The organism is Planococcus citreus (genome assembly GCF_003664125.1).
Taxonomy (GTDB): Bacteria; Bacillota; Bacilli; order Bacillales_A; family Planococcaceae; genus Planococcus; species Planococcus citreus.
On record NZ_RCCP01000011.1, the window covers coordinates 1 to 26,954 of the forward strand.

Below are 26,954 nucleotides of genomic sequence, written 5' to 3' on the forward strand. Positions count from 1 at the left end.
TCACATATATACTAATAATTAATTTTTATATTTTTATTGTTCTTTTTTGTTCTATTTTATACAATCCCCACTCCCCCCAAAAACAACACCCCCCCCCCCCCCCCCCCCCCCCCCCCCCGTGGATATTCTATGCATTTGCTAGCGGGAATCACCATCATTTCTATCATCTTTCATTTTCAGGAGGTGCAAACTTTGCGTCCTTCCCTAACAGGCCCGGCGCAAAGGAGTCATTTGGACATACCTTTACGAATTGCGGCGATCGCCGCTTTGATCGGTTCTGCCGCATTTTTTTCTGCATGCGAATACGCAATCGTCAATATACGCACGGCGCGTCTTGATGAATCGATTGCCAATAATAAAAAACAAGCGCAAGCCGCTGTAAAAATTGCGGGGCAAGCCGATACGTATCTATTCGCCTGCCAAGTAGGCATCGCTTTATCGGTGCTTGGGCTCGGCTGGGTAGGCCATGCGCTCGTACAGGAATCGATCCAGCCCATTGCCGAAAATCTCGGATTGCCGTCAGCAAGCGCTGGTTGGATAAGCTTTTTGGCGGCTTTTCTGGGAGTAGCTTTGCTATTGGTCGTGTTCGGCGAGTTGTTTCCGAAGACCTTCGCCATCCGCAATCCAGAGCGTATCATCCTGTTGTTCGCCAGACCGCTTGTTTTTGCATACTGGCTTTTGTTCCCATTCATTTTCCTATTCAGTGCTATCGCCCGCTTGATTTCTAGGTTGTTCGGCATCCAAAAATTATCGCGCAGCGAAATGGGCCATACCGAAGAAGAATTGAAATTGTTGTTATCCGAAAGCCTGAAAAGCGGCGAAATCAACGCATCTGAATTTGATTATGTCAATCGCATCTTCGAATTCGATGAACGCATCGCCAAAGAGATCATGGTGCCACGGATGGAAATGAGCACGATTGCCCACGACTTGGGCTTACGCGATGTGTTTGCATTAGAAGGAATCGAGCAATTCACGCGCTATCCGATCACGGACGGCGATAAAGACCATGTTCTTGGGGTCGTCAATATGAAGCATTTATTAAGCGCTTACGTGAAAAATTCCGACACCGGAAACTTGCCTGTTTCCGCCTTTATCCAACCGGTCATCCAAGTCATCGAAACGATGCCGGTCAATGAGTTATTATTGAAGATCCAGCGCGAACGCATCCACATGGCCATTTTACGTGATGAATACGGCGGCACTTCGGGGCTTGTCACCATTGAAGACATACTTGAGGAAATTGTGGGCGATATCCAGGATGAATTCGATATCGATGAAGCACCGGACGTCCAAATTCTCGGTGAAGACCATTATATTTTCAATGCCAAATTATTGCTTGGTACCGTGAATGCCATTCTTGGGATTAACATCGACGAGGAAGATATCGATACGATCGGCGGCTGGTTTATGGACATGCATTTCGATGCAGTCGAAGGCCAGAAAATCATCGAGCAAGGTTACGAATTCCGCATCCAGGAAGTCGACGGCCATCATATCCTTTATTTAGAAGTTCAAAAAGCATCCGCTGAAGATCTTCCTGTATAATAGTATTTGCGATACGGCCCTCTTTGGAGGGTCGTTTCCGTTTTCCCCACAATCCAATCTGGAGATGAAGTGCAATGGAATTATACGATAATCTCCGCAAAGGAGAAAAAGGCGCATGGCTTAGCATCGGAGCTTATCTGTTTTTAAGCGCCATCAAACTCGCCGTCGGGTTTTGGGGCGGATCTGAAGCGTTGAAAGCAGATGGATTGAACAACGTCACCGACATCGTCGCTTCTGTCGCTGTGCTGATCGGATTGAGGATCTCCCAAAAGCCGCCGGATGACAACCATCATTACGGCCATTTGAAAGCAGAGACAATCGCTTCCTTATTGGCTTCATTCATCATGGCTGTCATCGGCCTTCAAGTGCTGTTGAATTCAGTGAAGACGGTGTTTAACCCGGCACTCGAACCGCCTTCTCCGCTGACCGCTATTGTCGCGTTTTTTTCGGCAGCCATCATGTACGGCGTTTACCGCTATAACTTGAAGTTGAGCCAGGAAATCAAAAGTTCAGCCGTTCGGGCCGCTGCCTACGATAATCGTTCGGATGCGCTTGTCAGCATCGGCGCCGGGATCGGCATCATCGGGGCCATCCTCGGGGCGCCGCTGATCGATTCGATCACAGCCTTTCTTGTAGGGCTCATCATTATCAAAACGGCTTTGGATATTTTCCGCGAATCGGTGTTGACCTTAACCGACGCGTTTGATGAAGAAGCCGTCGAATCGCTTTCGGTAGTCATTCGACGCGTGCCGGGCGTACTGGACTTGCGTGATTTCAAAGGGCGCACCCACGGCAATGTCATGTTCATCGACTTGACCGTTAGCGTCGCGCCATATTTAAATGTGGTCGAAAGCCATTGGATCACCGAAGAAATCGAGCGGAAAATCCAGAAAGTGAAACCAAATTGCGTCGTCCTCGTACATATAGAACCGGATTACTCGATAGAGGAGGACGAAGAGGATGGTTGATTTTTACGATCAGAAAAAAATTATTTTGGTGACGTTCGGTATTATATTGCTCATTTCCGCTCTATTTGTTCCAGCTGCCGTGTTCTACCCGGCAAAAGTCGTGACCATTACACAGGAGGCGGAAATCGTCGGCACGTCGTTCTGGTCGCTCGTGCTTGGCGGCGCAGGCATTGTGCTCCTTGCGATTTCTTTATTCATTGCAGCGCTGATTGAACAACCAGTGAAATCTTGGCTATTATCTGGCGCTGTCGCTATCATCGGGCTCGTGTCGATCGCTTTTTCTCTCGGTGATTATTACTATGTGACCCGTGACAGCTTCACGTACAACCCGCCTCTCTCCTTCAATTCCTCCACTTATACATGGGAAGAGTTTGAAAGGGTCGAAGAACGGCTTCAAAAACAAAACGGGACCAGTTCGATCGAGTCGGTCGCTTATTATTTCCGCGACGGCGACATGGTCGAATTCTCCAGCGGCCGGATTTTTGAAATGCACAACGACTTAGCTCGCCGCGTCGAAGCGGCAGGAGGCGAATTCACCCGTATTCAACCACAATAACAGAGAAAAAACGCCTGCTCTTTTTGAGATCAGGCGTTTTTCTCATGCTTTTATTCTGTTCTTTCGCCCGGTAAAGACGCAAGGCGAATGCCGTGTTCTACAAACAAGGCAGCGATGCCATGGCGGATCCGGCTTTCTAAGCGGTCTTTCATTTCGACATTGAGGACACGTGCTTCCACTTGGAAATCCATCGAGGAATTACGAAAATCGATGAATTGGGCGTCAGGCTTTTCATCAGGCACGCCTGCAACTTTCGTGATTTCGCGTTCCGCCGCTTGCACCAGCAATTCCGAGACCAATTCCGTGTCGCATCCGTACTCAACACTGACGACTACACGTGCGAATAGCTTTGCGCCCGAGCGGTTCTTGACAATCTGTTCGATGAAATACTGGTTCGGCACAACAAGCGTCCCATCTTTATTTGTTTCAACGATTGTTGAGCGTAATTTGATTTTCGTGATACGCCCGATTTTCTTGTCGATTTCAACCATTTCCCCAACTTCCATCGGCCGTTCAAATAAAATGATGATACCTGAGACAAAGTTCGCGGCGATGTTTCGGACGCCGAAACCGATGCCGATCCCGAGCACACTGAAGACAATTCCGACTGCCCGCAGATCTAACCCAACTAGCGTGAAGCTGACTGCAATCGCCAGAAACATCACGGCATAATAAATGAGCCGGTTAATCGTATAGCTCATGCCCATTTCTACATCGAACTGCCCATAGACATAAGGCATGACAAAACTATTGAATGCTTTAACGACGCGGCTCGAAAACGTGACGATCATGATGGCAACTACAATCAGCAAAATGGAGACGTCGACCCCTTCCGTTTCGTAAAAAGGCGTCGTCAGCCATTCTTCCTGCCCGAAATAAAACAAGAACAGCATAATGCTGCCGTAAAAGGCGACCCAATTCAGAATGTCTTCGAGAACTGGATAAATCCGCTCTTGATAACCATCATGCCTCACGATTCGTTTCAGCACGGCTTGGGCAATCCATTTGCCAATGAAGATCAATAATAAATAAAGAAAGAATAAGAAAAACTCAGTGACCGATAACTCCCTCAAAATGCCGATGCCTTCAAATAATTGCGGATTTTTCATGATTCCTCCTTTGTCCACAGTGTTCCGAATGTGCTGCCTTTAATCTGAAGCCGATGCATTGAGTGCTATTCACGCGTCCTGATCAACTTGGTAATTGCTAAGCAGGATAGGTCTGCGATCCATCGCTTGTGCCAGTGCGTCCAACTTCCCTTGAATGTAGCGCCGATCCAGACGCTTAAAGGGTGCGCCTTCCAAATGTTCGAGCAAGTGCAACTGAGTTTCCCAAATGGCTTCATGATGCGCTGATTCTGATAACTGTGTTGCATTCGTCAAAGCTTCAACGATAGAAGCCACCACCGATACATCTTCTTTTCCGTAATGGATAAGTTGATGGAATGTAAGATACAGAAAATGTTCGAAAGTAAAAAAAGGATACCGCACACGATCTTTTTGTTCTTCATCCGTAATGGTAATCGCCCCGGTCTCCAGATGGCTTAATTTGCCGAGCAACCGCCCGATTCGGATGATGATGCCATTCGCAGTATTCGGGTCGTTAATGCCTGGGGAAATCGCCCGCAATGCCACTTCGACCATTTTTTGTATAGCAAAATCAAGATCTTGATCGGTCGTCCGTTCGGTACCGATGGTGATGAAACGATGCAGGTTAATCTCTTCCTGCTCACGCTGATAAACACGGAATAAAGCTGTCTCTTCATGGACATATGAACCGATGCCATGAAGAATTTCGACTTCCAGATTGTGCTCCACCGCATATTCCGTCAACTTGTCAAAATACAAGAACTGGATATACCCATCGTTTTCGGCAACAATCATTTTGGCAAAACCATCAGGATTCCATTCCGATTCGATTTCCATATCTTGCTGTTGTTTCTCACTATAGCTATCGATAATCCGTTCGGCATCTTGCTCAAGCTCTTCAATCAACTTCTCGACCTGCACATTCGTGGCGATATGGTGGATAAAATAAGCAAAAGTCGATAAACAGAAAAAGGCGATGACGATGCCGACAAAGGTCGAGATGACATCGTGGGTATAAAGCGCGTCCCGCATGAACATCAGCGACAGCGTATTGTAAATGAACCCGCCTAAAAATACCCCTAACACACGCCATGTCAGGCGATCATGGACGAAGTTTTTTAATGTTCTCGGCGAAAACTGGGAAGAATACATCGTCAATACAACGAGAATCGTAGAAAATGTAAACGTCGTCATCGTCAACAGCGCACCTGCGAGCGCCCCCATGATCGTTTGGGCTAATTGCACATTCGTCAACAGGATGTCCGGGATAAATTCACGGTATTGCTGTATGACCAATAAATCCACATAGAAGAACGCAATGGACAATAATACGGCAAGGAAGCTATAGATAGCAGGAGTCACCCACAGTTTTTCCCGCCAATTGTAAAAGACTTTTTTCATGACTTCCCCCCTTAAAAGAATGATGGCCTATTCCCCTGTTCCCCTATTCCATTTGGGGCAAACGCTGGTACTATTTCACACTTCCCTTTTATTGAAGCAAGTGGAGACGATTAGGGGACAAACCTTAACGGCTGGATGCTATTGTCAAAATACTCTCAAAAAAATGTTGACCTCAACTTCATTTCCCATTATCATTAGCTTAACTAATGGAAAGAGGTGAGGCAGTATGGTGACAATTTCAGTTCGTGCAACCCGCAACTTAATGATGTTTGCTGTGATGTCTCCCTCTGTGTATCGCTGACGATACGTTTCTTTCCTATGCGCGGAGACCATGGCAGGCATCATTGCAGCCATGGTTTTTTATTATGCGTTTTTATAGGAGGAAATTACATTGTCAATTATCGAACAATACGGATGGAATGAATCATTCGCACAAGCATTGCCTGAACACAAAATACCGGGCCGCGTCATTCTCGAACATAAAAGCGGCTACCGTGTCATGACCGATTTCGGTGAATGGCCGGCTACTTTATCCGGAAATTACCGTCATAGCCACAGCCGCGATGAATTCCCGAGTGTCGGGGATTGGGTGGCGCTGGAACGAATGCCTGGAGAAGACAAAGGCATCATCCATCAGCTCCTGCCGAGAACATCGCGCTTCACCCGAAAAGCGGCCGGGGAAACGTCCGAGGTGCAGACCATTGCCGTCAACCTCGATTACGTCTTCCTGGTCATGTCGCTCAATCACGATTTTAATGTCCGGCGCCTTGAACGTTATATGGTCGCCGCTTGGGATTCCGGCGCCATGCCGGTCGTCGTGTTGACGAAAAGCGATCAATGCGAAGACCCTGCAGTTTACTTGAAAGAAGTCGCCGCTACTGCATTCGGCGTCGATGTATTTGCCGTGTCGGCCTTGACTGGGGCTGGCATGGAGGCCTTTGGTCGCTATTTAACGGACGGAAAAACAGGCGCTCTGCTCGGTTCTTCAGGGGTCGGCAAATCATCGCTCATCAACGCCTTAACCCAGAGCGATAAAATGGCGGTGCAGGACATTCGCGAAGACGACAGCAAAGGGCGGCACACGACGACCCACCGCGAACTCGTGCTGCTGCCGGGCGGCGGTTTATTGATCGACACGCCGGGCATGCGTGAATTCCAGCTGGCCGATTCTGCCGACGGACTTGAGTCTAGCTTCCAGGACATCACAAGCTTCGCTGCCGAATGCCGTTTCCGCGATTGCAGCCACCAACAAGAACCCGGCTGCCGCATCCAATCCGCACTCGCTTCTGGCGAATTGCCGGAAGACCGCTACACAAGCTATTTGAAATTGCTGCGTGAGCTCGACTATATCGAACGAAAAAGTGATGCTGCCAAACAACAGGCAGAACGCGCAGTGTGGAAACAGCGCACGAAAGAATACCGCAGCCGCCCTGTTAAGAAAAAATAATAGCCTGCCGGATTTTTATCCGGCAGGCTTTTTTAATGTTTTCAATTGGCATATTCCGTCAGGCCGTGTTTAACCGCATAAAGTGCCGCTTGCGTCCGGTCCTGGACTTCGAGTTTGATGAAGATATTGGAAATATGCGTTTTCACCGTCTTCTCTGTCACGAACAAAGCAGACGCCACTTCCCGGTTGCTTTTCCCTTTGGTCAGCTCCGCGAGCACTTCCGCTTCCCTTGGGGTCAAGGGATGGAGAACATGCGGCGGCGGGTCTTCCGGCGCTTTCGCCAATTCCGACGAAGCTTTCGGATGCAGCGTATTCTCCCCACGCATCAAGCTGCGTAGCGATTCCACCAATTCGTCCGGCTCGATATCTTTCAACTGATAGCCTGCTGCCCCTGCCTCGATCGCCGGGAGGATATGGTCTCGGTCGGAAAAGCTCGTGAGCATCAAGACGATGATATCCGGATGAGACTCTTTGATTTTCCGAGTTGCCTGGATGCCGTCCATTTCAGGCATGACCAGATCCATCAAGACGATATCCGGCTGCAGCTCGCCCGCCATCTCGACAGCTTCGACGCCGTTCGCAGCCTCCCCCACCACTTCAATGTCTTTTTGGGTTTTCAGGAAAAACAGCAACCCTCTTCTTACTACGTGATGATCATCCGCAATCAATACTCTCATCTTGCCACTCCTTTAATACGGAATCCGTACCAGGATTTCCGTTCCTTTGCTTAATTCGCTAGACCAATCGGCCGTGCCGCCTTCTGCTTTCGCCCGGTCGCGAATGCTTTGTATGCCAATCGACGGGATCGCGCCGTGTGCAGGAGAAAAACCGAGTCCTTCGTCTTTGATGACCAATAAGACATCTGTCGGTGTAATTGTCACGTAGATTTGGGCAGCGCTTGTACCCGCATGCTTGCGCACATTATTCAGTGCTTCCTGTGCAATGCGGAATAAGGTTTCTTCGGTACGCGACGGCAATTGAATCACGCCGGTCACTTTCGTTTCCATCGACAGCCCGAGCATTTCCCCATACGCTTTGATGGCATCGATCAAGCCGCTCTCCAGCCCTTTTGGACGCAACTGCCAAATCAACGCCCTCATTTCGTTGAGCGCTTCCTGGCTGAGATGCTGGATGTCCCGAAACGTGCTTTTTTGCGCTTCATCTTCCGCCATTTCAATGCCGCCCCTCGCCGTCAACGTGACCGAGAACAACAGCTGATTAACGGAATCGTGCAAATCCCGCGCGAGCCGATTGCGCTCTTTGACGAGTGCCAATTCCTGTTCCTGTTTGGTCAGGACGATGCGCTTGATAGCAGAGCCGATTTGGAAAGCGACCGATTCCAATAATGCCAGTTCGTCTTTTGAAAAGCGCACCGTATCGGCCGCAGCGATATTGAGCAAGCCAAACTTTTCCTTGCCAGATTGCAGCGGTACAGTTGCGTGATGCGAAATATTGCCGATTTTGCCATGTGCCGCTTTGGCGTTTTCGATGCGCTGGCAGGCGATGATATTCGACGCCTTTTCTAAATCGCCGTCGTGGTAGCGCTTGACGCACCAGCAGCCGCCTTTCGTCAAATGGCGGCAATCCCGCTCCTCGAGGGCATCCGGCAAATTGGCTTGCGCCACAAGCCTGTGCTTGCCTTTTTCATCGATGAAAAAGATCCAGGCCGTTTCAAAATTGGAGTTTTGCAGCAGTTTGTCGATCGCTCCGCCGAGCATGCGCTCCATATTCGTTTCTTCGTTCAACAACTCCGCGATCTCTTTCAATAAAATGACGTCCGAATGCTGTTCAGGCACCATGGGCTGATCCCTCCTAGTTGCTATTGTAACGATAAGAACCGGTGTTTGCCTCATTCTTTCGAATGAAAAAGCTCCCTCTATGGGGAGCTTTTTCACCGATTCGCAACGATGTCGAGAAATGATTCTTTCAATAGTTCAAGCTTTTCGTCGCTTTCCTGCTGGGTTGCTGCTTTAACGCCGAAATAGTATTTCACTTTCGGCTCGGTGCCGCTCGGGCGCACGCAGACCCACGAACCATCCGACAGGAAGTATTTCAGGACATTCGACTGTGGCAAGACGATAGCTTCGCTCGTCCCCATATCGACAAGCGTCCGTGTCCGGCTATCGTAGTCTTCGATTTTTTCGACCGCGATGCCGGCAATGGATTGTGGCGGCGCTGTGCGCAAGCCGTCGAGCAGCTGTGTGATTTCACGTGCCCCTTCGATGCCTTTTTTCGTCACCGAAACGAGCAATTCGCGGTAGAAGCCGTGGCGTTCATATAATTCATTCAATACGCCGTACAGATTTTTGCCTTGCTTCTTATAGAAGGCTGCCGCTTCGACCAGTAGCAATGTCGCTTGCACAGCATCTTTATCACGTGCAAAATCGCGGATCAAATAGCCGTAGCTTTCCTCGTAGCCGAACAGGAAAGTGAATTCATGCTGCGCATCATTTTCACGCAATTTCTCGCCGATGAATTTAAAGCCTGTCAACACGTCTTCGCTCTCTACGCCGTAGCTTCGCGCGACCGCTTCCCCAAATCCGGAAGTGACAATGGTCTTGAAGATGCGACCGTCTTCCGGCAATTCACCTTTGGCTTTTTTCTGGCCCAATAAATATTCCAGCAAGATGCCGCCGGTTTGGTTACCCGTCAATAGTTCGTATTGCGTACCGGTCCAAACTGCCGCGCCGACGCGGTCGCCGTCCGGATCGATGGCAATCAATAGATCTGCGGTCTGCTCTTCGCCGTATTTCCGGGCGAGGTCAAACGCCGATGATTCTTCCGGGTTTGGTGATTCCACCGTCGGGAATTCACCGTCCGGCGCCATTTGTTCTTTCACATAATTAACGCCGCTATAACCGGCTTCGTCAAACACACGGCGGACAGTCGCGCCTGAGGCCCCGTGAAGCGGCGTAAAGACGACGCTGATTGGCTCAACGCTAGTTTCCTGCACCGTCAACACTTGGTCGATATAGGCGCGGTCGAGCTCTTCGCCGAGAATTTCCAACAAGGAGGAATCATACTCATCATTTTCGATTGCGAGTTCATCTTCCACTCGGCTAACAAATCCGATGACCTGGTCCGCTGCTTCGAGATCCAATTGCGCACCGTCTTCGCCGTATACTTTATAGCCATTGTACTCAGGCGGGTTGTGGCTGGCAGTGATGACGATGCCCATGAAGGCATTCAATTCGCGCACCGTGAACGATAATTGCGGTGTCGTGCGCGCCGCTTCATACACATAAGCACGGATGCCGGCCGCCGCAAATGTACGTGCCGCTTCTTCGGCAAACTCCGGCGACATGCGGCGGCTGTCGAACGCAATCGCCACTCCGCGCTTCATCGCCTGTTCCCCGAAGCTTTCAATATAATCGGCGATGCCTTTTGATGCTTTTCTGACTGTATAGACGTTCATGCGGTTCGTGCCTGGGCCGATTTCGCCGCGCATCCCACCTGTTCCGAATACCAAGTCCTGATAAAACGCATCTTCTGCCAGCTGCTCGTCTTCCGATAATAATTGCAGCTGCTGTTTCGTATCCACATCCAGCCCCTCGTGTCCAAGCCATTTTTGCATTCGTTGTTTCCATGTCATGGTTCATCCCTCCAATTACTTATCAGTTTACCAAATTTTCCGCAAAAAAGCCGCCCCGATTCGGAGCGGCTAAAGTTAATCTTGTTTGTATTCAACACGGTAGACGTCGTGGCGGCGGTCCTTCAATTGCTTGACGGTGCCGTCTTGGCGCTGGCGTCTGAGGATTTCAAGGTCAACATCCCCGATCAACACCATTTCGAGGTTCGGGTTGGTCTCTCCGACGATGCCGTCGCGCGCGAATTCGAAATCGCTTGGCGCAAAGATGCCGGACTGGGCATATTGGATATCCATGTTTTCTGTTTGCGGCAAGTTTCCGACCGTTCCGGAAATGACCGTGTAGATCTGGTTCTCGACCGCACGGGCTTGTGCACAATAACGCACGCGCAAATAGCCTTGGCGGTCTTCCGTACAGAACGGCGAGAAGATGATGTTGGCGCCCATATCGGTCGCGATGCGAGCCAGTTCCGGGAACTCGATGTCGTAGCAGATCTGGATGGCGATCTTGCCGCAATCCGTATCGAATACGCGGACCGAATCGCCTGCTGAGATGCCCCACCATTTACGTTCGTTCGGCGTGATGTGGATCTTGTACTGTTTATCGATTGAACCATCGCGACGGAACAAATATGCGATGTTGTAAATCTCATCATTTTCTTCCTTGACGAAATGCGACCCGCCGATGATATTGACGTTATAGCGAACAGCGAGGTCCGTGAATAGCTCAATATACTGTGGCGTGAATTCCGTCAATTTGCGGACGGCTTGGCTCGGCGATGGTTCATTCAAGAACGACATCAATTGCGTCGTGAAAATTTCCGGGAACACGACGAAATCCGAATGCGCGTCAGAAGCCACGTCAACAAAATACTCGACCTGGTTCGCCAAATCGTCGAATGAATTGATAGCACGCATTAAGTACTGGACGACGCAGATGCGCACTGGCAAACTCGTCTTGAAATGACGCTTGGAGATCGGCTTGTAATCGACATTGTTCCATTCCATCAGCGTTGCGTATTTACCCGATGCTTTATCATCCTGTAAATAGCCGGGGTTGATTCGCATCAACTGGAAACCGTTCATCAATTGGAACGTCAGCACCGGATCATAGATTTTATGACGTGACACCGAATCGACGTATTCACGCGGCGACATTTCGTCTGCGTGTTTATGGTAGTTCGGGATGCGTCCGCCGATGATGATCGACTTCAAGTTCAATTCACGCGCCAGTTCTTTGCGCGCTTCGTACAAACGCTGCCCGACTTGCATGCGGCGGTACTCGGGATGCACCATAACTTCGATGCCGTACATATTGTAACCGTCTTGGTTATGGTTCGTTATATAGCCGCCGTCAGTGACATCGTCCCACGTATGGCGGTCATCGTATTCGTCGAAATTGATTAATAGGCTCGAGCAGGAGCCGATTACTTTGCCGTCAAGTTCCGCGACGATCTGCCCTTGTGCAAAAACGCCTAAATGGCTTCTAAGCTGCTCTTCTTTCCAAGGTTCCATACCCGGAAAGCAAAGCTGCTGCATTTCCAGAATGGCAGGTATATCAGCATAGCTCATCTCACGGATGATCATGCTTTTTTCAAAATGGGATAAATCGAATTGTTCTGCCACGTTACCGCGCTCCTTCACAAAAGTTTCAAAGTTAATTATAGCCCATACGCCCAGTTGTTGATATTATTTTACTTGTATGGTGTTAAGAATTATACTTCAAAAGGAAAGCATTCCGGAAAAGAGGGTCAAAAGATGACGAAGCGTCAAGAAAACAGTTTGCTGTTCATGTGGGCGGTGTCCCTGGTTGCGACACTTGGCTCGCTGTATTTTTCCCAGGTACGCGGGTATGTCCCGTGTGAGCTGTGCTGGGTGCAGCGCATCTTCATGTATCCCCTCGTCTTTGTGCTCGGCGTTGCCTATGTGCAGAAAAATCTGCGCATCGCCATGACTACGCTCGTGCTGTCCGTCATTGGCGGCTCGGTTTCGCTGTATCATTACGGCATCCAAAAACTCCGGTTCTTGTCGGATTCCGCACCGTCATGTGGGCAAGTCCCGTGCACAGGGGAATATATTAATTACCTCGGATTCATCACCATCCCGTTTCTTGCACTCATCGCATTCGCTTTGATTGCCGGAACGAGTGTTTATCTGTGGAAATCATTGAAGGAGGAACAATAAGATGAAAAAATTGCTGATTATCGCCGGCGTCGTACTTGCCATCTTTGCGTTGATCGTCTTCTTGACCAATCAATCGCAAGACGAGAAACTGGCGGACAATCCATACGGCACGGATGATCTGAATCCGGCCACCATCGATCAGCTCGATGACGAAAACTATCAGAACATCGCATTGCCAGAAGACGTAAATGAACAGATCCAAAGCGGAGAGCCAACGACTGTTTATTTCTTTAGCCCGACTTGCCAATTCTGCCAGCAGACAACGCCGATCTTGATGCCTGTTGCAGATGATATGGAAGTCGATGTGCTGCAGTACAACCTGCTCGAATTTGAGCAAGGCTGGTCTGATTATGCACTCGAAGCGACACCGACACTGGTCCATTACGAAGATGGTCAGGAAGTTGCCCGCTGGACAGGCGCACAGCCGAAAGAGAATATCGAACAATTTTTCCAGGAAGTCGTGAAAAAATAAACTGAAACGGGATCATGTGCCGCGCGCATGATCCCGTTTTTATGGAGGACTGTATGATGAATTGGACTTACCAAATCCCGGAACAAGGCATGACCGTTACGGACTTATTGAAAAACGAATGGGGCCTCGGCAAAAAGACCGTGCATGAACTGCGCATGGCAAAAGGCGTCCGCCTTGAAGACGGCACAGAACCCCGCTGGCAGGAACCGCTCGACAAAGGGACGCAATTGACTGTTACGATTCCCCAAGCTGAGTCGCCGTACCAGCCAAACCCATCGATCGAACCTGAGATTTTATTTGAAGACGAGCACTTCATCATCGCCAATAAACCGAAAGGGCTCGCAACACACCCGAACGATAACCACCAGGATGATACGTTCATCAACGGCTTGATGGCTTACGTCCAGCAATCCGGCGGTTCGTATATCGAACATATCCACCGGCTTGACCAAGGCACTTCCGGCGTGTTGCTATTGGCCAAACACCCGATCGCCAAAAACGTCATGGACCGAATGGTTGAACAAAAGCTTGTACAGCGTGAATACGAAGCACTCGTTAAAGGTTTGGTTCGCGGGCAATCCGGGACGCTCGACTTCCCGCTAGGCCGCGACCGCCATCACGCGACGCGCCGCCGCGTTTCGCCGAACGGGCAAAGCGCCGTCACCCATTACCAGGTCATCAACCGCGCAGATGGCCGCTCGCTGCTTCACTTAACTTTGGAGACTGGGCGCACGCATCAAATCCGCGCCCATTTGTCGCACGTCAAGCACCCGATCATCGGCGATGAATTGTACGGAGGGCCGCCGACTGAAGACGGCGAATACTTCCTGCATGCTTTCCGCATCGCGTTTAAACACCCATTTACCGGTCAGCAAATCGATATCGAAGCAAAACAATAACCAAAAGGCCAGCGAACCCATTCGCTGGCCTTTTTTTATTAAACCTTGATTTCGTCCGGATGGGTTCCGCTCCGCCAATCCTGGTTGAGCGCTGAAATCTGTTTCATCTCTTCTTCACTTAATTCAAAATCAAAAACATCGGCATTTTCAACAATGCGCGACGGCGTCACCGATTTCGGGATGACAATCAGGTCATTCTGGAGATGCCAGCGAATGATGGTCTGCGCGATGGATTTCCCGTGCTTTTCGCCGATTTCCGACAGCACCGGATCTTCGAGCAGACGCCCTCTCGCAAGTGGCGACCAGGAAGTGACCGCAATGTCTTGTGCCGCACAAAATTCGCGCAGTGATTCCTGCGTCAATTGCGGATGCAGCTCGATCTGGTTGACCATCGGTTTCGTATTGGCCTTGGCCAAGATCTTCTCCAGGTGATGCTGCTGGTGATTGGAAACGCCGGCAGCACGGATCAATTTTTCATCATACAAGCGCTCAATCGCACGGTACGTTTCCTCGAATGTATCGGGAATTGCCCAATGCGTCAAATACAGATCCAGATAGTCCATATCCAGCCGTTTTAATGAAGCTTCGAATGCACGCAAGGTCTGGTCGTAGCCCTGGTCGGTGTTCCACACTTTTGATGTGATGAACAGTTCTTCACGCTTCACGCCGCCTGCGCGGATTGCTTCCCCGACCTCTGCTTCATTGTCATACACTGTAGCTGTATCGATCGCTTTGTAGCCTGTTTGGATTGCTTTTACCATCGCTTCGACCGCCGCTTCTTTATCGGTCATCTTGTAAACGCCAAGGCCAAAACGCGGCATTTCCACTCCATTATGTAAGGTTTTTGTTGATTCAATCGTCAGATTCATAAACATTCTCCTCCTGTTCTTTTTCATTGTACAAATAGTCGACAGGAATTTCGACTATTCGCCACTAGATTGAGAAAAGCTCTTGCATCCGATATTAAAAACGAATATTATTAAACGTGTTGTTTAAAATGTTCGTGTTTATAAGGAGGATATTCCATGTTTCAGTTAAAAGAACACGGAACTGATGTCAGAACCGAGATTACAGCCGGTATGACCACGTTCCTGACGATGGCATATATCGTCATCGTCAACCCGGTGATTTTAGGTGCTGCCGGCGTTCCGTTCGACCAGGTTTTTCTCGCCACCATCATTGCAGCAGTCATCGGTACATTATGGATGGCATTGCTCGCCAATTACCCGATTGCCATCGCGCCGGGCATGGGGCTTAACGCATATTTCACTTCCATGGTGCTCGCTTCTGACGGCGCCATTGATTATACGACTGCCTTTGCCGCAGTTTTCGTTTCCGGATTGCTCTTTGTCGCACTGTCTTTGACTTCAATGCGCAAAATCCTCATTGAAGCCATTCCAGAAAACTTGAAACACGCCATCACGGCAGGCATCGGCTTGTTCATCGCCTTCATCGGCATGCGCCTTAGCGGATTGATCGTCGCCAATGAAGCGAATCTCGTGGGGCTTGGCGACCTGACTTCGCCGCCTGTCGCTTTGACGCTCGCAGGGCTCGCCATCACGCTTATCTTCATGTCCTTGAACATTCACGGCGGGATTTTCTTCGGCATGATCGCAACGGGCATCATTGCCTTCTTCACCGGGCAATTGAAATTTGCGGAAGGCTTCATGAAGTTGCCGTCGCTTCCGGAAGGCATCATCGTCTGGAATCCCATCGAAGCGTTCCTGCTCGTCGCCGAATTCGGGCTCTACGGCGTCGTGTTCTCGTTCCTGCTCGTCACGCTGTTCGACACGACCGGAACGATGATCGGTGTCGCAAAACAAGCAGGGCTCATGAAAGACAATAAAATGCCGCGCGTGCGCCAGGCGCTCCTCGCTGATTCTGTCGCCGCCAGTGCAGGCGCCATGGTCGGCACAAGCCCGACCAGCGCTTATGTCGAATCTTCCGCCGGCGTCGCTGCAGGCGGACGGACAGGGCTCACGACTTTGACCGTCGCCATCCTGTTCATCGCTGCTGCCTTTTTCGGGCCGCTCGTCGGCTCGCTTTCCGGCGTCGCCGCCATCACCGCTCCCGCTCTCATCATCGTCGGCAGCTTAATGATCGGCGCCGTCAAGCAAATCGACTGGGATCAATTCGATGAAGCGTTCCCAGCGTTCCTGATTGTTCTGGCTATGCCGCTCACCTCAAGCATCGCAACCGGCATCGCACTTGGGTTTATCTCTTACCCGCTCATGAAGATCTTCAAAGGCAAATGGAAATCCGTCCACCCGATCCTTTATATTTTTGCTGTGCTGTTCACGATCCAGATTCTCATTGCACCGCATTAAAAAATCCCCTGCATTTTTCTATGCAGGGGATTTTTTGTACCTTAATCGAAAGGGACGCTTACAAACCAATTTTCATCGTCTTTACATTTGCCCACAAAAAAACACCGATTTCTCGGTGCTTTTCTTGTTAGACTCTAGCTGAACGCCCGGACATGGCTGCTGAGAGCAATAGCACGATTGCTGTCAATAAATGCAGCGCCCAGCCGATCACTGGAATCCAAGCCAGTGCACTTGTAATGATCCCCAGAATCGAGCCGAACTTCGGCGAATATTCTTTAAAGCAAAAGAACAACGTAATCGCATGCAGCACGAACATGATGCCGAGCGGTGCATAGCCTGCAGAAATCACAAATCCGCCCCCGATGAACGGAATGGCCAGAAATGCCTCCGCAAGGCCCGTAATCCAAAGCAGTGCAACGGATGTCTTCATTTTCATATCAGTTCATCCCTTCCTTTTCTTCCTACCCCTATATACGCATCACATCCAAAAAAGTTTCAAGTTTTTTGGATGGACGGAAAATGTCCATATTTTCGAGTGGGTTCCATATTTCATTTTTCCCGATGGTACGCTATACTAAACACAGATGCAAATTTCAAGGAGGTCGTCATTCATGAACTTGATCTTAATCTTGGGGATTTGTGTATCGTTTTTGGTAGCTATCTTCACTGCTGGATACGATGACAAACCAGGCACAGACAAAAGACAATAATCTGAAATGCAAAAGGACAGCGCCCACGCGCTGTCCTTTTTTGTCGTTTATTTCAAATTCGGAAAATCCTGTTGGCGCAGCGCTTCATACATCAAGATCGCTGCCGTGTTCGACAAATTGAGTGAACGGATATGTTCATTCATCGGAATGCGCAAACAACGGTCTAAGTTGGCATCAATCAATTCCCTCGGCAAGCCCTTTGTCTCCTGACCGAAGACGAAGAAATAATCTTCCCCGGTATCCGAAAAATCGAACGAACTGTATGTCTTCGTGCCAAACTTGGTGATGTAATGGTATTTGCCGTCAGGATAGGATGTAAACAACTCATCGAGGCCATCGTGGTAATGAATATCCACGTGCTCCCAATAATCGAGCCCCGCCCGTTTGAGCATTTTATCGTCCGTCGAAAACCCGAGCGGCTTGATCAAATGAAGGCTGACCCCTGTCCCCGCACAAGAGCGTGCAATGTTCCCGGTATTCGCCGGAATTAATGGCTGATATAACACAATGTGTATTCCCAAATTTCTTCACTTATCCTTTCGTTTCTGCAGAAAAGAATGCCAGGCCCTTGGCGATCTCCGCCAGCACCTCTTCGTCTTTCTCTTGCTGCTGTGCATGTTCGAGCGCTAGTCTTCCTTCATCCGTTCCAATACGGCCGATCGCCCAGGCGGACGTGCCGCGGATGACCGGACGCGGATCAGTGTTCATCAATTCGATCAATGCAGGCACAGCGGACTGTTCCTTAAAATGGGCGAGCGCTAAAATGGCGTTGCGCTGAATCGGCTTTTTGCCGCGCCAAGAACCTGACACATGGCCGAATTTCTCTTTGAACTCCCGATTGGAAATCGTCAACAACGGCTCTAAAAGCGGCTTGGCAATTTCCGGGTCCGGGTCAAATTCCGGATGAATGCGATTGGCCTTGCGCTTATTTTTCGGGCACACGGTCTGGCATGTGTCGCAGCCGTAAATCCGGTTGCCGATTTTCGACCGGAACTCATCTGGCAGGAAGCCCTTCGTCTGTGTCAAAAACGAAATGCAGCGCTGGGCATTGAGCTGCCCGCCCTCGACAATCGCGCCGGTCGGGCACGTATCGATACATAAGCGGCAGTCGCCGCATTGATCTTCCATCGGCTCGTCGTATTCAAAAGGGATGTTGGTGATCATCTCGCCCAAATAGACATATGAACCGAACTCCGGCGTGATGATATTGGTATTTTTCGCACTCCACCCGATACCGGCCCGTTCTGCCACGGCACGGTCAGACAATTCGCCAGTGTCGACCATTGATTTCATGCGCGCCTCCGGATAATGGGCGGCGATAAAAGATTCCAGCAGCGCCAGCCTGTCCCGAAGTGCCGCATGGTAATCCTTGCCCCAGGAAGAACGCGAGAAAATACCACGCCGTGCCCCTTTGACACCAGGCTTCGCCCCCTCCATTTTGGAAGGATAGGCAATCGCAATGGCAATGATGCTCACAGGCTCTTCCATCAATAATTCCGGACGCGTGCGTTTCTCCACATCCGATTCCTCAAAACCGGACTGGAAATTCAATTGCTGCTGGCGGATCAAACGATGCTTTAAACTAAAAAAAGGTTCGGCCGAAGCAAAGCCGATTTTATCAATCCCGATTTCCGCGGCATACGCAACCAGTTGTTGTTGGAATTGATCCAAGTTCATGTCGATAACTCCTTGCTCCAATTTATGGTAAGATAAGGCTATTATTCACGGAAAGGATGATTGCTGTGGACTTTCGCGTAAACCCTGAAATTACAGAGATTGTGCCTGATTTCAAAATCGGCATTATTCATTATAACAATATCACCGTTTCGGATTCACCTCAAATGTTAAAAGGCCGCCTCCAACTGTTCCAGGAGCAATTGTTCTTCGATATGGACGATAAGGAATTGACGGATTTCCCTGGCCTTCTCGAATGGAAGCTGGCCTGGAAAGCGCTCGGAAGCGATCCGAACCGCTACCGGCCTTCTGCGGAAGCCTTGTACCGCCGTGTGCGCAAGCAAAACTATCTGGCCCCTGTCAATTCAGCAATCGATATGAACAGTTTTCTATCGCTTCAGTACGAAATTCCACTCGGTTTGTACGATACAGCTCAAATTGAAGGCGATATCGAAATCGCCCTCGGCAAGCCTGACGACCGCTATGAGGGCTTGAATAACCGCGACAATACGCTCGATAACATCATCGTTACACGCGATGCAAAAGGCGCTTTCGGTAGCCCATACGTCGATTCAAAGCGCACTGCTGTGACACCGCAAACAACAGACGCGGTACACGTATTTTACCTCCGACCGTCCATGAACCGCGACAATGCCCTTCAGCTATTGACCGCTGCCGGCAATATGTTCACCGGAATCAATGGCGGCGAAGCGACAAGCTACGTCCTTTAATTGCCTGAAGCATACGCTTCAGGCATATTCTTTTTATTCTCCCCAAAACTCTAGTATTCTTTTGATACTGAGATAAAAAAGAGGGATGCCACATGAAGAAAGTCCATAGCGACGTTATCCAATTCCGCGGCAGCCATTATGATTTCGGCTATCATCAAGGGGAATTGTTGAGAGATTCACTGCTTTTGCCGAACCGAAAAATACAGCGTAGTGAGAATAGCAAGCAATTATTGGTGGACGAAACAAAAGCCATCGACATGCTCGAACGCTTTGCCCCGCGCATTTGGGAAGAAATCGAAGGCTTAGCCGATGCCTTAAAATGGCCATTTTACGACGCCCTCCGAGAATTCGGCGGCTATTATATCGAATATACACGCAGCGGCTGTTCGATCCTGAGCCGCTCCGATTTCCTTGTCCGCAATTATGACAGCTCACCGCAAGGCTATGAAGGCCGGTTCGCCTTGTACGAGCCGACTGACGGGGGCTATGCATCCATCGGGCCTTCCATGCAAATTACCGGACGAACCGACGGGCTAAACGAAAAAGGGCTTGCAATGGGCTATAATTTCATCAACCGCCGCAACTCAGCGGACGGGTTTATCTGCAATATGATCGGACGCTTGATCCTTGAGCATTGCGCATCGATCGACGAAGCGGTCGATTTATTGAAAGAACTGCCCCACCGCCGTTCATTCAGCTATGTATTGCTGGATAAGAGCGGACGTTCAGTCGTCGCCGAAACTTCCCCGCGCAATGTCATCGTCCGGGAAGCGGCTGTCTCGACGAACCATTTTGAAGTGTTATCGGAAGAAAACCGTTATCAAATCGACGATTCCAAACGCCGCGAGGAAGCGCTTCTTACGCATTCCACAACGTCAAACGACGCATACGCAGCGTTCCGATTATTGAACGACTCGGACCAGGGCGTATTTTCAACAAAATACAGCACTGCTTCCGGTACTCTGCATACGGCTTCCTATTTTCCGAACAGCTTGGAAGTCGGCTTCGCCATCGGTCCTGATCGCTTGCCGCTCATGTTCGATTTCCAAAAATGGCTTCAAGGCGAGCGCTTGCTGGCGAAACGCATCAACGGGAAAATCGACACCCATTTCCCGTTTCCGTATCTTGACGACCTATCTTCATTGCAGCAAAAAAACGGCTAGAGCACCCATGCGCTCCAGCCGTTTTTCATTTGAACAACGCATCAGTGTGGGCAAAGCCAATGCCCGTATCAATCTGCCCGTGTACTGATTGATTGCGGACAGGCTTTCCTGCAAGCCATTCCCCAAACTTGAAAACTTCAGGCTCCTGATCGCCTCCAAGCGCGAACCACACTTCCTGCTCTTTCGGTAGATAGACAGATGTATGGATTGTTCCGGCCCAACTCTTATAAAGATTCGAAAACAAGCCGCGGTTCGTATCATTGAACAGGCGATAAGCGCGATACGCTTCCGCTACATCTTCTGCATTCTGTTCGATAACTGACAAGCGTTCATGGGAATCCTTTAGATAATTGCGGTTTTCATGCTGCTGGATTTCAAAATGATTCGTGCACGCAGTGGCATCACGCACCGCCACTTTACGGGGCGTCGCTTCAATGACCTTTGTTGCGCCGCCCTTATCGGTCACAACGTAGCTAAATGACCCGCGATGCGGAATATCTTTGATCAAAGCAACAGCCTCTTCAATGGATGAGCAGCTTTCAAGAATGATGCGCCCGATCATATAACAAACAAAGCCATCACCCGGTTTTTTCCGGTGCATAAAATTATAGCCCATCACCAGGCCATGCTCGTTCATTCCATCCATACGCCCCAAAATACGCTGGCTCGGACCGATAATGGCGTTTCCCTCTTGTGGTTGGAACAAGCAGAACCTGCCTTCATATGTCTGCGGATGGAAATCATAATTACGCACCAAAAAGTCTTCGCCGCTGACGATCGAACAGCCCGACGGCGGCGCATCGATTCGGTAACCGCCAAAATCACGAAGTACCTCATCAATCGGTAGTTCTAGGCTATCTTCAAGGCCTTTCAACTCTTCCCACAAGTTCGGGGCGTATTCGTTGAACGCAGCTTGCGCTTCTGCCGGATCGATGACAAAACGTGGCCTCTTGCTCTTCCATTGCCCGCGGCGATTGTGCAGCGTAATCGATTCTTTAAGCGCATTTCCTTGCATCATTCCATAATCATAATGGCTTCCTCTGAATTCGACGACTTCACTATGTATCTGTCTCATAACTCCTCCTTCATTCCCGCTTTAATAATTATTTCACAAGTTTTGAATTTCTGCTCATCAAGCGCACCACCCATTTTTCAAACTCCACAATAATAAAGACGCTCATCCCGATCAGCAATGGCCAAATCCAATACCTGAGCCCGATCGGTTCCGTGCCAAGCAGCGTATTCATAAACGGCACATACGTCACCGATAGCTGCACTAAGATTAATATGGCCGAGACAATAAAAGCCGCTTTATTGGAAAAGAAATCACGATTCAGTGCAAAACGCCGCTCACTCCGGCAATTAAATAAATAAAATAGCTGTGAAATGACCAGGGCTTGTAAAGTCATGGTCTGCAAGATGCCTTGGTCATAATCTCTAGCTTCCAGCATGCTGTTCATCCATAAAATGCCCCCTCCGATAATCGCCGATGCAAAAGCGATGCGGAAAACATAATAGCCACTGAGCAACGGGCTATTGGCTTTCCTAGGTGGCCGCTCCATCGTACCAGGCTCGAGCTTCTCAAATGCAATCGCCAAGGAAATCGTCACAGCGGTAATCATGTTGACCCACAAAATCTGCACAGCAGTGAGCGGAATCGTAGTGCCAAATAGAATGCTGATAAAAATGAGCAGCCCTTCGGATACGTTTGTCGGCAATATGAACAGGATGGTCTTTTTCAAATTGTCATAGACGCGCCGCCCTTCCTTCACTGCATTGACAATCGTGCTGAAATTATCATCAACCAGCACCATCTCTGCCGCTTCTTTTGATACTTCTGTTCCTTTGATTCCCATCGCAATGCCGATATCAGCTCGTTTCAAAGCCGGTGCATCATTGACCCCATCACCGGTCATTGCACACACTTGCCCCTTGGCTTGAAGAGCTTCAACCAATTGCAATTTATTTGTCGGGCTGGTACGCGCGAAAATGTCATATTCCATGGCTGCAGCCTCCAACTGTTGTGCGTTTAAACCATCCAATTCCCTGCCTTCAAGCGCCTTGGCCCCATCACCGATTCCAAGCTTGGCTCCAATCGCCACAGCGGTGTCTTTATGGTCTCCAGTGATCATCTTGACACGAATTCCGGCTTTCTTGCATTGTACAATTGAATCGATCACTTCTTCCCGCGGAGGATCAATGATGCCAGCCATGCCTAGAAACTCAAACCCGCACTTCATATCTTCGTGATTTATGACTTCCACTGTGTAATCGACTTGCTTAACAGCAGCTCCTAAAAGGCGTTCTCCGCGTTTTGCATGTGAGGCTATCTTCGCCTCCCATTCATCCCTCTCTTCGCTTTGTATCATATCCAGTAGCTTTTCAGGGGCCCCCTTTGCATAAATCCATTTAGTTCCCCGATCTTCAACCAAAGCAGCCATGTATTTATAAGAAGAATCAAACGGAATCTTCATAATCACTGGCAACTTCTCTACTTCGTCATCCGCTTTCTCTGCAAGCGTCAAGAGGCAGCCTTCCGTCGCACCTCCACTGATTGACCATTTCCCTTTTTTCCCTTTGACCAAATGCGCATCATTAACTGTTTTCACACAGGCTAAAAACTTTGCCAATCGAGGATGATCAGCTAAACGAATGCCATCTCCGTTTTTCTTTAACATTCCTTCGGGTGAATAACCGACCCCACTAACATTGATTTCTTCATCTGCCAGAATAACAGAAGTCGCCGTCATTTCATTTTTCGTCAAAGTCCCTGTTTTGTCTGAGCATATTACCGTAACGGCCCCTAAAGTTTCGACTGATGGCAAGTTCCGTACAATAGCATTCTTCCCAGCCATCGTTTGGACACCCAAAGCTAAAATAATGGATAATACCGCTGGCAACCCTTCTGGAATAGCGGCTACGGTCAAGCCGATGATTGCCAATAATAGCTCAGCTGTGGCATAGTCATGGACCCAATAACCAATGAAAAACATGCCGATTGCACTCAGTACAATAATCACTGATATCACTTTTCCGAATTGAGCGGTCTGCTTTAATAAGGGTGTCTGTAATTTCTCGACCGATTCCATCGCGCTGCTGATTTTTCCGAGTTCAGTATCCCCTCCTGTTGCAATGACAACCCCAAACCCTGATCCGGCTGCAACAGCAGTTCCTGCAAATGCCATATTGGAACGATCCCCAAGCACCGTATCGCTCGATAGCCTCTCAGTCTGTTTATTTACTGCATCTGATTCACCAGTCAAAGAGGACTCCTCCACCTGAAGATTCGACGCTTCTACAAGCCGTATATCTGCGGGCACCTTATCACCCGCCCTTAAATAAACAAGATCCCCAGGCACCAAATCAGCCGCCAGAATATCTTTTCGTTTGCCCTCTCGCAGCACTCCAGCTTTAAATGAAAGCATTTCACGTATACTATCCAATGCTTTCTCAGCTTTACTCTGTTGAATATAGCCAATTGCCGCATTGATGACAACTACAGCTAAAATGACACTTGTATCAATATAATGTCCAAGTACGACTGTAATAACTGCCGCTGCCAACAATACATAGATCAGCACATCATGAAAATGCTTAAAAAACTTTATAACTCCAGGTTCTCGCTTTCCTTGAGGCAATTCATTGGCGCCAAAAACCTTTAACCTCTTTACAACTTCAACTTCGCTCAACCCTTCTTTTAACAGAACTTCATGGGTATCAAGTATAGTCGTAAACTCTTGATCAAATCCTTGTTCTGTAACCACCTTGCCACCCCCGCCAAGATCGTAATTTTGATTATTATAACACGCAGCCTCCATTCTCCTACCACATCCTATTATATATTCCAATACACGTAAAAAAGACAGTCTTCAAAGGAAGCTGCCTTTTTCAAAATACCGGTGTAGAGAGCCGATCCCCTAAGATGTTTCCATCACTCCCCTTCCAACTTACCGCATCGGCCACGTCCGTCTCGTTCGATAACAGGCTACTCCTCAGCTAGTTTTTCATTAGTGGTTTTTCTAATAATAGTGCTACTCTTGTTACCAAATTAAGACAAAGAAAAAAGCCCTAACTGAAGTTAGGGCCTTTCAATACATTGCTTGGCAGAGCAATGAAAATGATACCGGCGGTCGGGGTCGAACCGACACTCCCGTGAAGGAACGGGATTTTGAGTCCCGCGCGTCTGCCAATTCCGCCACGCCGGCAAAATTGAATCCAGAAACAATTATTCATTGCTTTCAGGAACATTTATTATTATATTAGTAAACCGATTATTTTGCAAGGGGTTATTAGCTATTTTTTAAAAAAAATCTTTGCTGTGTACAACTGCAAATCATTCATATAAATAAAGAAAAAAACTCTGACTATAAAAGTCAGAGTTTTAAGCTTTCATCACTTGGCAGAGTGATGATCATTTGATACCGGCGGTCGGGGTCGAACCGACACTCCCGTGAAGGAACGGGATTTTGAGTCCCGCGCGTCTGCCAATTCCGCCACGCCGGCAAAATAGTTTGGAGGCGGCAACCGGACTCGAACCGGTGGTAAGGGTGTTGCAGACCCATGCCTTACCGCTTGGCTATGCCGCCTAAATAATGGAGCGGAAGACGGGGGTCGAACCCGCGACCTCCACCTTGGCAAGGTGGCGTTCTACCACTGAACTACTTCCGCAAAAGCTGGGGTACCTGGATTCGAACCAGGGCATGACGGGATCAAAACCCGTTGCCTTACCGCTTGGCTATACCCCAATAATACTGGGGCGGACGAGGGGAATTGAACCCCCGAGTGCCGGAATCACAATCCGGTGCGTTAACCACTTCGCCACGACCGCCACGCTATTATTATGTATGATATTAAAATTTCAAGAAAACATGGGGCGGACGAGGGGAATTGAACCCCCGAGTGCCGGAATCACAATCCGGTGCGTTAACCACTTCGCCACGACCGCCAACATAATATTTAAAAAAATGGCAGGGGCAGTAGGAATCGAACCCACATCGGAGGTTTTGGAGACCTCTGTTCTACCGTTAAACTATGCCCCTAAAAACTGGTGGTGGGGGGCAGATTCGAACTGCCGAACCCGAAGGAGCGGATTTACAGTCCGCCGCGTTTAGCCACTTCGCTACCCCACCTAATGGTGCCGGAGAAAGGACTTGAACCCTCAACCTACTGATTACAAGTCAGTTGCTCTACCAGTTGAGCTACTCCGGCATGGAGAAAAAATATGGTGGGTCAGGACGGAATCGAACCGCCGACACTTAGAGCTTCAATCTAATGCTCTACCGACTGAGCTACTGACCCATATTAATTAATAAAAATGGCGGTCCCGACCGGGATCGAACCGGCGATCTCCTGCGTGACAGGCAGGCATGTTAACCGCTACACCACGGGACCATTTGGTTGCGGGGGCAGGATTTGAACCTGCGACCTTTGGGTTATGAGCCCAACGAGCTACCGAACTGCTCCACCCCGCGATAATATTAAAGTTTCCTTCTATTTTATATGCATGAAAGAAATGGTGGAGGATGACGGGATCGAACCGCCGACCCTCTGCTTGTAAGGCAGATGCTCTCCCAGCTGAGCTAATCCTCCATTGAATGGTGACCCCTACGGGATTCGAACCCGTGTTACCGCCGTGAAAGGGCGGTGTCTTAACCGCTTGACCAAGGGGCCTTTATTTTGATCTTAAGATACTGGCGGAGAGCAAGGGATTCGAACCCTTGAGACGGTTGCCCGCCTACATGATTTCCAATCATGCTCCTTCGGCCACTCGGACAGCTCTCCATAATTGGCTCCGAAGGTAGGACTCGAACCTACGACCATCGCATTAACAGTGCGGTGCTCTACCACTGAGCTACTTCGGAATAATAACCAGACTAGCGACGTCCTACTCTCACAGGGGGAAACCCCCAACTACCATCGGCGCAAAAGAGCTTAACTTCCGTGTTCGGGATGGGAACGGGTGTGACCTCTTTGCCATCATCACTAGACTGTATTAATTTGAAAGACAAGATTTATTATATCAATAATACCGATTATTTCAAGTATTTTTTTAAAAATAATATCTTATTCTTTCAAAACTGGATAAATCGACATTGGAAACGCATGTTCAGTTTGTTGGTTAAGTCCTCGATCGATTAGTATTCGTCAGCTGCACGTGTCGCCACGCTTCCACCCCGAACCTATCTACCTCATCGTCTTTG

At 49.2% G+C, this 26,954-nt stretch carries 22 protein-coding genes, 17 tRNA genes and 2 rRNA genes; 10 read left to right on the forward strand and 31 right to left on the reverse strand.

Annotation, left to right across the window (positions count from 1 at the left end; translation table 11 throughout):
* Positions 1-231: 231 nt before the first annotated feature.
* The 3 genes from DFR62_RS16970 to DFR62_RS16980 all read left to right on the forward strand — a co-directional run bounded on the left by DFR62_RS16970 (position 232) and on the right by DFR62_RS16980 (position 3,072).
* Positions 232-1,548 (forward strand): hemolysin family protein, encoded by a 1,317-nt coding sequence (locus tag DFR62_RS16970; protein WP_241663052.1) that lies wholly within the window; start codon positions 232-234, stop codon positions 1,546-1,548.
* A gap of 74 nt (positions 1,549-1,622) precedes the next feature.
* The gene (locus DFR62_RS16975; protein WP_121301381.1) at positions 1,623-2,516 is read left to right on the forward strand and encodes a cation diffusion facilitator family transporter; all 894 of its coding nucleotides are present in this window, start codon (positions 1,623-1,625) and stop codon (positions 2,514-2,516) included.
* Positions 2,509-3,072 (forward strand): hypothetical protein, encoded by a 564-nt coding sequence (locus DFR62_RS16980; protein WP_121301382.1) that lies wholly within the window; start codon positions 2,509-2,511, stop codon positions 3,070-3,072. The genes DFR62_RS16975 and DFR62_RS16980 overlap by 8 nt, the downstream gene beginning before the upstream one ends.
* A gap of 50 nt (positions 3,073-3,122) precedes the next feature.
* On the opposite strand, the gene DFR62_RS16985 is transcribed toward DFR62_RS16980, so the two are convergent.
* Positions 3,123-4,181: a mechanosensitive ion channel family protein gene (locus DFR62_RS16985; protein WP_121301383.1), complete on the reverse strand. Its 1,059-nt coding sequence runs from the start codon at positions 4,179-4,181 to the stop codon at positions 3,123-3,125.
* Positions 4,182-4,250: 69 nt separating this feature from the next.
* A complete protein-coding gene (locus DFR62_RS16990) occupies positions 4,251-5,561 on the reverse strand; it encodes a DUF2254 domain-containing protein (RefSeq protein WP_121301384.1) in 1,311 nt (436 codons plus the stop codon).
* Positions 5,562-5,952: 391 nt separating this feature from the next.
* Between DFR62_RS16990 and rsgA the strand changes: the two genes are divergently transcribed.
* Positions 5,953-7,008 carry a ribosome small subunit-dependent GTPase A gene (gene rsgA / locus DFR62_RS16995; protein ID WP_175578497.1) on the forward strand — a complete coding sequence of 352 codons (1,056 nt, stop codon included), beginning with the start codon at positions 5,953-5,955 and terminating at the stop codon, positions 7,006-7,008.
* Between the two features lie 41 nt (positions 7,009-7,049).
* Here the strand turns inward: rsgA and DFR62_RS17000 are convergent, their stop codons facing one another.
* From DFR62_RS17000 to DFR62_RS17015, 4 genes are all read right to left on the reverse strand, one after another.
* Positions 7,050-7,685, reverse strand: a complete 636-nt coding sequence (locus tag DFR62_RS17000; protein ID WP_121301386.1) for a response regulator transcription factor — start codon at positions 7,683-7,685, stop codon at positions 7,050-7,052.
* Positions 7,686-7,697: 12 nt separating this feature from the next.
* Positions 7,698-8,807 carry a GAF domain-containing sensor histidine kinase gene (locus DFR62_RS17005; protein ID WP_121301387.1) on the reverse strand — a complete coding sequence of 370 codons (1,110 nt, stop codon included), beginning with the start codon at positions 8,805-8,807 and terminating at the stop codon, positions 7,698-7,700.
* 92 nt (positions 8,808-8,899) lie between these two features.
* On the reverse strand, positions 8,900-10,600 hold the full coding sequence (locus DFR62_RS17010; protein ID WP_121301388.1) for a phospho-sugar mutase: 1,701 nt from the start codon (positions 10,598-10,600) through the stop codon (positions 8,900-8,902).
* A gap of 75 nt (positions 10,601-10,675) precedes the next feature.
* On the reverse strand, positions 10,676-12,220 hold the full coding sequence (locus DFR62_RS17015; protein ID WP_121301389.1) for a carbon-nitrogen hydrolase family protein: 1,545 nt from the start codon (positions 12,218-12,220) through the stop codon (positions 10,676-10,678).
* Between the two features lie 132 nt (positions 12,221-12,352).
* Here DFR62_RS17015 and DFR62_RS17020 point away from each other — a divergent pair, with 132 nt between their 5' ends.
* From DFR62_RS17020 to DFR62_RS17030, 3 genes are read left to right on the forward strand one after another with little or no spacing between them, the layout of a single operon-like run.
* Positions 12,353-12,778 carry a disulfide oxidoreductase gene (locus tag DFR62_RS17020; RefSeq protein WP_121301390.1) on the forward strand — a complete coding sequence of 142 codons (426 nt, stop codon included), beginning with the start codon at positions 12,353-12,355 and terminating at the stop codon, positions 12,776-12,778.
* Between the two features lies 1 nt (position 12,779).
* The gene (locus DFR62_RS17025) at positions 12,780-13,250 is read left to right on the forward strand and encodes a thioredoxin family protein (RefSeq protein ID WP_058381324.1); all 471 of its coding nucleotides are present in this window, start codon (positions 12,780-12,782) and stop codon (positions 13,248-13,250) included.
* A gap of 53 nt (positions 13,251-13,303) precedes the next feature.
* Positions 13,304-14,149: an RluA family pseudouridine synthase gene (locus tag DFR62_RS17030; RefSeq protein WP_338324966.1), complete on the forward strand. Its 846-nt coding sequence runs from the start codon at positions 13,304-13,306 to the stop codon at positions 14,147-14,149.
* A 38-nt stretch (positions 14,150-14,187) separates the two neighbouring features.
* On the opposite strand, the gene DFR62_RS17035 is transcribed toward DFR62_RS17030, so the two are convergent.
* Positions 14,188-15,018, reverse strand: coding sequence for an aldo/keto reductase (locus DFR62_RS17035; protein ID WP_121301392.1), 831 nt, complete (start codon positions 15,016-15,018; stop codon positions 14,188-14,190).
* A 156-nt stretch (positions 15,019-15,174) separates the two neighbouring features.
* Here DFR62_RS17035 and DFR62_RS17040 point away from each other — a divergent pair, with 156 nt between their 5' ends.
* Positions 15,175-16,476 carry an NCS2 family permease gene (locus DFR62_RS17040; protein WP_121301393.1) on the forward strand — a complete coding sequence of 434 codons (1,302 nt, stop codon included), beginning with the start codon at positions 15,175-15,177 and terminating at the stop codon, positions 16,474-16,476.
* A gap of 127 nt (positions 16,477-16,603) precedes the next feature.
* On the opposite strand, the gene DFR62_RS17045 is transcribed toward DFR62_RS17040, so the two are convergent.
* The 3 genes from DFR62_RS17045 to queG all read right to left on the reverse strand — a co-directional run bounded on the left by DFR62_RS17045 (position 16,604) and on the right by queG (position 18,863).
* The gene (locus DFR62_RS17045; RefSeq protein ID WP_083509118.1) at positions 16,604-16,912 is read right to left on the reverse strand and encodes a hypothetical protein; all 309 of its coding nucleotides are present in this window, start codon (positions 16,910-16,912) and stop codon (positions 16,604-16,606) included.
* 321 nt (positions 16,913-17,233) lie between these two features.
* On the reverse strand, positions 17,234-17,707 hold the full coding sequence (trmL, locus tag DFR62_RS17050) for a tRNA (uridine(34)/cytosine(34)/5-carboxymethylaminomethyluridine(34)-2'-O)-methyltransferase TrmL (protein WP_058381328.1): 474 nt from the start codon (positions 17,705-17,707) through the stop codon (positions 17,234-17,236).
* Between the two features lie 10 nt (positions 17,708-17,717).
* Complete coding sequence (gene queG / locus DFR62_RS17055; RefSeq protein WP_121301394.1) at positions 17,718-18,863, reverse strand: tRNA epoxyqueuosine(34) reductase QueG; 1,146 nt, start codon at positions 18,861-18,863, stop codon at positions 17,718-17,720.
* A 65-nt stretch (positions 18,864-18,928) separates the two neighbouring features.
* Here queG and DFR62_RS17060 point away from each other — a divergent pair, with 65 nt between their 5' ends.
* Both DFR62_RS17060 and DFR62_RS17065 read left to right on the forward strand, forming a co-directional pair.
* Positions 18,929-19,591, forward strand: coding sequence for a B3/B4 domain-containing protein (locus DFR62_RS17060; protein ID WP_121301395.1), 663 nt, complete (start codon positions 18,929-18,931; stop codon positions 19,589-19,591).
* Between the two features lie 92 nt (positions 19,592-19,683).
* Entirely contained in the window at positions 19,684-20,754 is a 1,071-nt protein-coding gene (locus DFR62_RS17065; protein ID WP_121301396.1) for a C45 family autoproteolytic acyltransferase/hydrolase, read from the forward strand.
* 25 nt (positions 20,755-20,779) lie between these two features.
* Here DFR62_RS17065 and DFR62_RS17070 read toward each other — a convergent pair whose 3' ends face one another.
* The 21 genes from DFR62_RS17070 to DFR62_RS17170 all read right to left on the reverse strand — a co-directional run.
* Positions 20,780-21,829: a C45 family autoproteolytic acyltransferase/hydrolase gene (locus DFR62_RS17070; RefSeq protein ID WP_121301397.1), complete on the reverse strand. Its 1,050-nt coding sequence runs from the start codon at positions 21,827-21,829 to the stop codon at positions 20,780-20,782.
* A gap of 28 nt (positions 21,830-21,857) precedes the next feature.
* Positions 21,858-24,518 (reverse strand): cation-transporting P-type ATPase, encoded by a 2,661-nt coding sequence (locus DFR62_RS17075; RefSeq protein ID WP_241663167.1) that lies wholly within the window; start codon positions 24,516-24,518, stop codon positions 21,858-21,860.
* A gap of 357 nt (positions 24,519-24,875) precedes the next feature.
* Positions 24,876-24,959 (reverse strand) — tRNA-Leu (locus DFR62_RS17080).
* A gap of 214 nt (positions 24,960-25,173) precedes the next feature.
* Positions 25,174-25,257, reverse strand: a tRNA-Leu gene (locus DFR62_RS17085).
* 9 nt (positions 25,258-25,266) lie between these two features.
* Positions 25,267-25,340, reverse strand: a tRNA-Cys gene (locus DFR62_RS17090).
* 7 nt (positions 25,341-25,347) lie between these two features.
* Positions 25,348-25,422: transfer RNA gene (locus DFR62_RS17095), tRNA-Gly, on the reverse strand.
* Positions 25,423-25,427: 5 nt separating this feature from the next.
* Positions 25,428-25,499, reverse strand: a tRNA-Gln gene (locus DFR62_RS17100).
* 7 nt (positions 25,500-25,506) lie between these two features.
* A tRNA-His gene (locus DFR62_RS17105) sits at positions 25,507-25,582 on the reverse strand.
* Between the two features lie 41 nt (positions 25,583-25,623).
* Positions 25,624-25,699: transfer RNA gene (locus tag DFR62_RS17110), tRNA-His, on the reverse strand.
* Between the two features lie 20 nt (positions 25,700-25,719).
* Positions 25,720-25,793, reverse strand: a tRNA-Trp gene (locus DFR62_RS17115).
* Between the two features lie 6 nt (positions 25,794-25,799).
* Positions 25,800-25,883 (reverse strand) — tRNA-Tyr (locus DFR62_RS17120).
* Positions 25,884-25,886: 3 nt separating this feature from the next.
* Positions 25,887-25,962 (reverse strand) — tRNA-Thr (locus DFR62_RS17125).
* 14 nt (positions 25,963-25,976) lie between these two features.
* Positions 25,977-26,052: transfer RNA gene (locus tag DFR62_RS17130), tRNA-Phe, on the reverse strand.
* 17 nt (positions 26,053-26,069) lie between these two features.
* Positions 26,070-26,145: transfer RNA gene (locus tag DFR62_RS17135), tRNA-Asp, on the reverse strand.
* A 3-nt stretch (positions 26,146-26,148) separates the two neighbouring features.
* A tRNA-Met gene (locus DFR62_RS17140) sits at positions 26,149-26,225 on the reverse strand.
* A gap of 42 nt (positions 26,226-26,267) precedes the next feature.
* Positions 26,268-26,343: transfer RNA gene (locus DFR62_RS17145), tRNA-Val, on the reverse strand.
* 6 nt (positions 26,344-26,349) lie between these two features.
* Positions 26,350-26,424: transfer RNA gene (locus tag DFR62_RS17150), tRNA-Glu, on the reverse strand.
* 21 nt (positions 26,425-26,445) lie between these two features.
* Positions 26,446-26,535 (reverse strand) — tRNA-Ser (locus DFR62_RS17155).
* Between the two features lie 5 nt (positions 26,536-26,540).
* A tRNA-Asn gene (locus DFR62_RS17160) sits at positions 26,541-26,615 on the reverse strand.
* A 10-nt stretch (positions 26,616-26,625) separates the two neighbouring features.
* Positions 26,626-26,741 (reverse strand): 5S ribosomal RNA (gene rrf, locus DFR62_RS17165).
* A 127-nt stretch (positions 26,742-26,868) separates the two neighbouring features.
* Positions 26,869-26,954, reverse strand: a 23S ribosomal RNA gene (locus DFR62_RS17170); the annotation flags it as partial.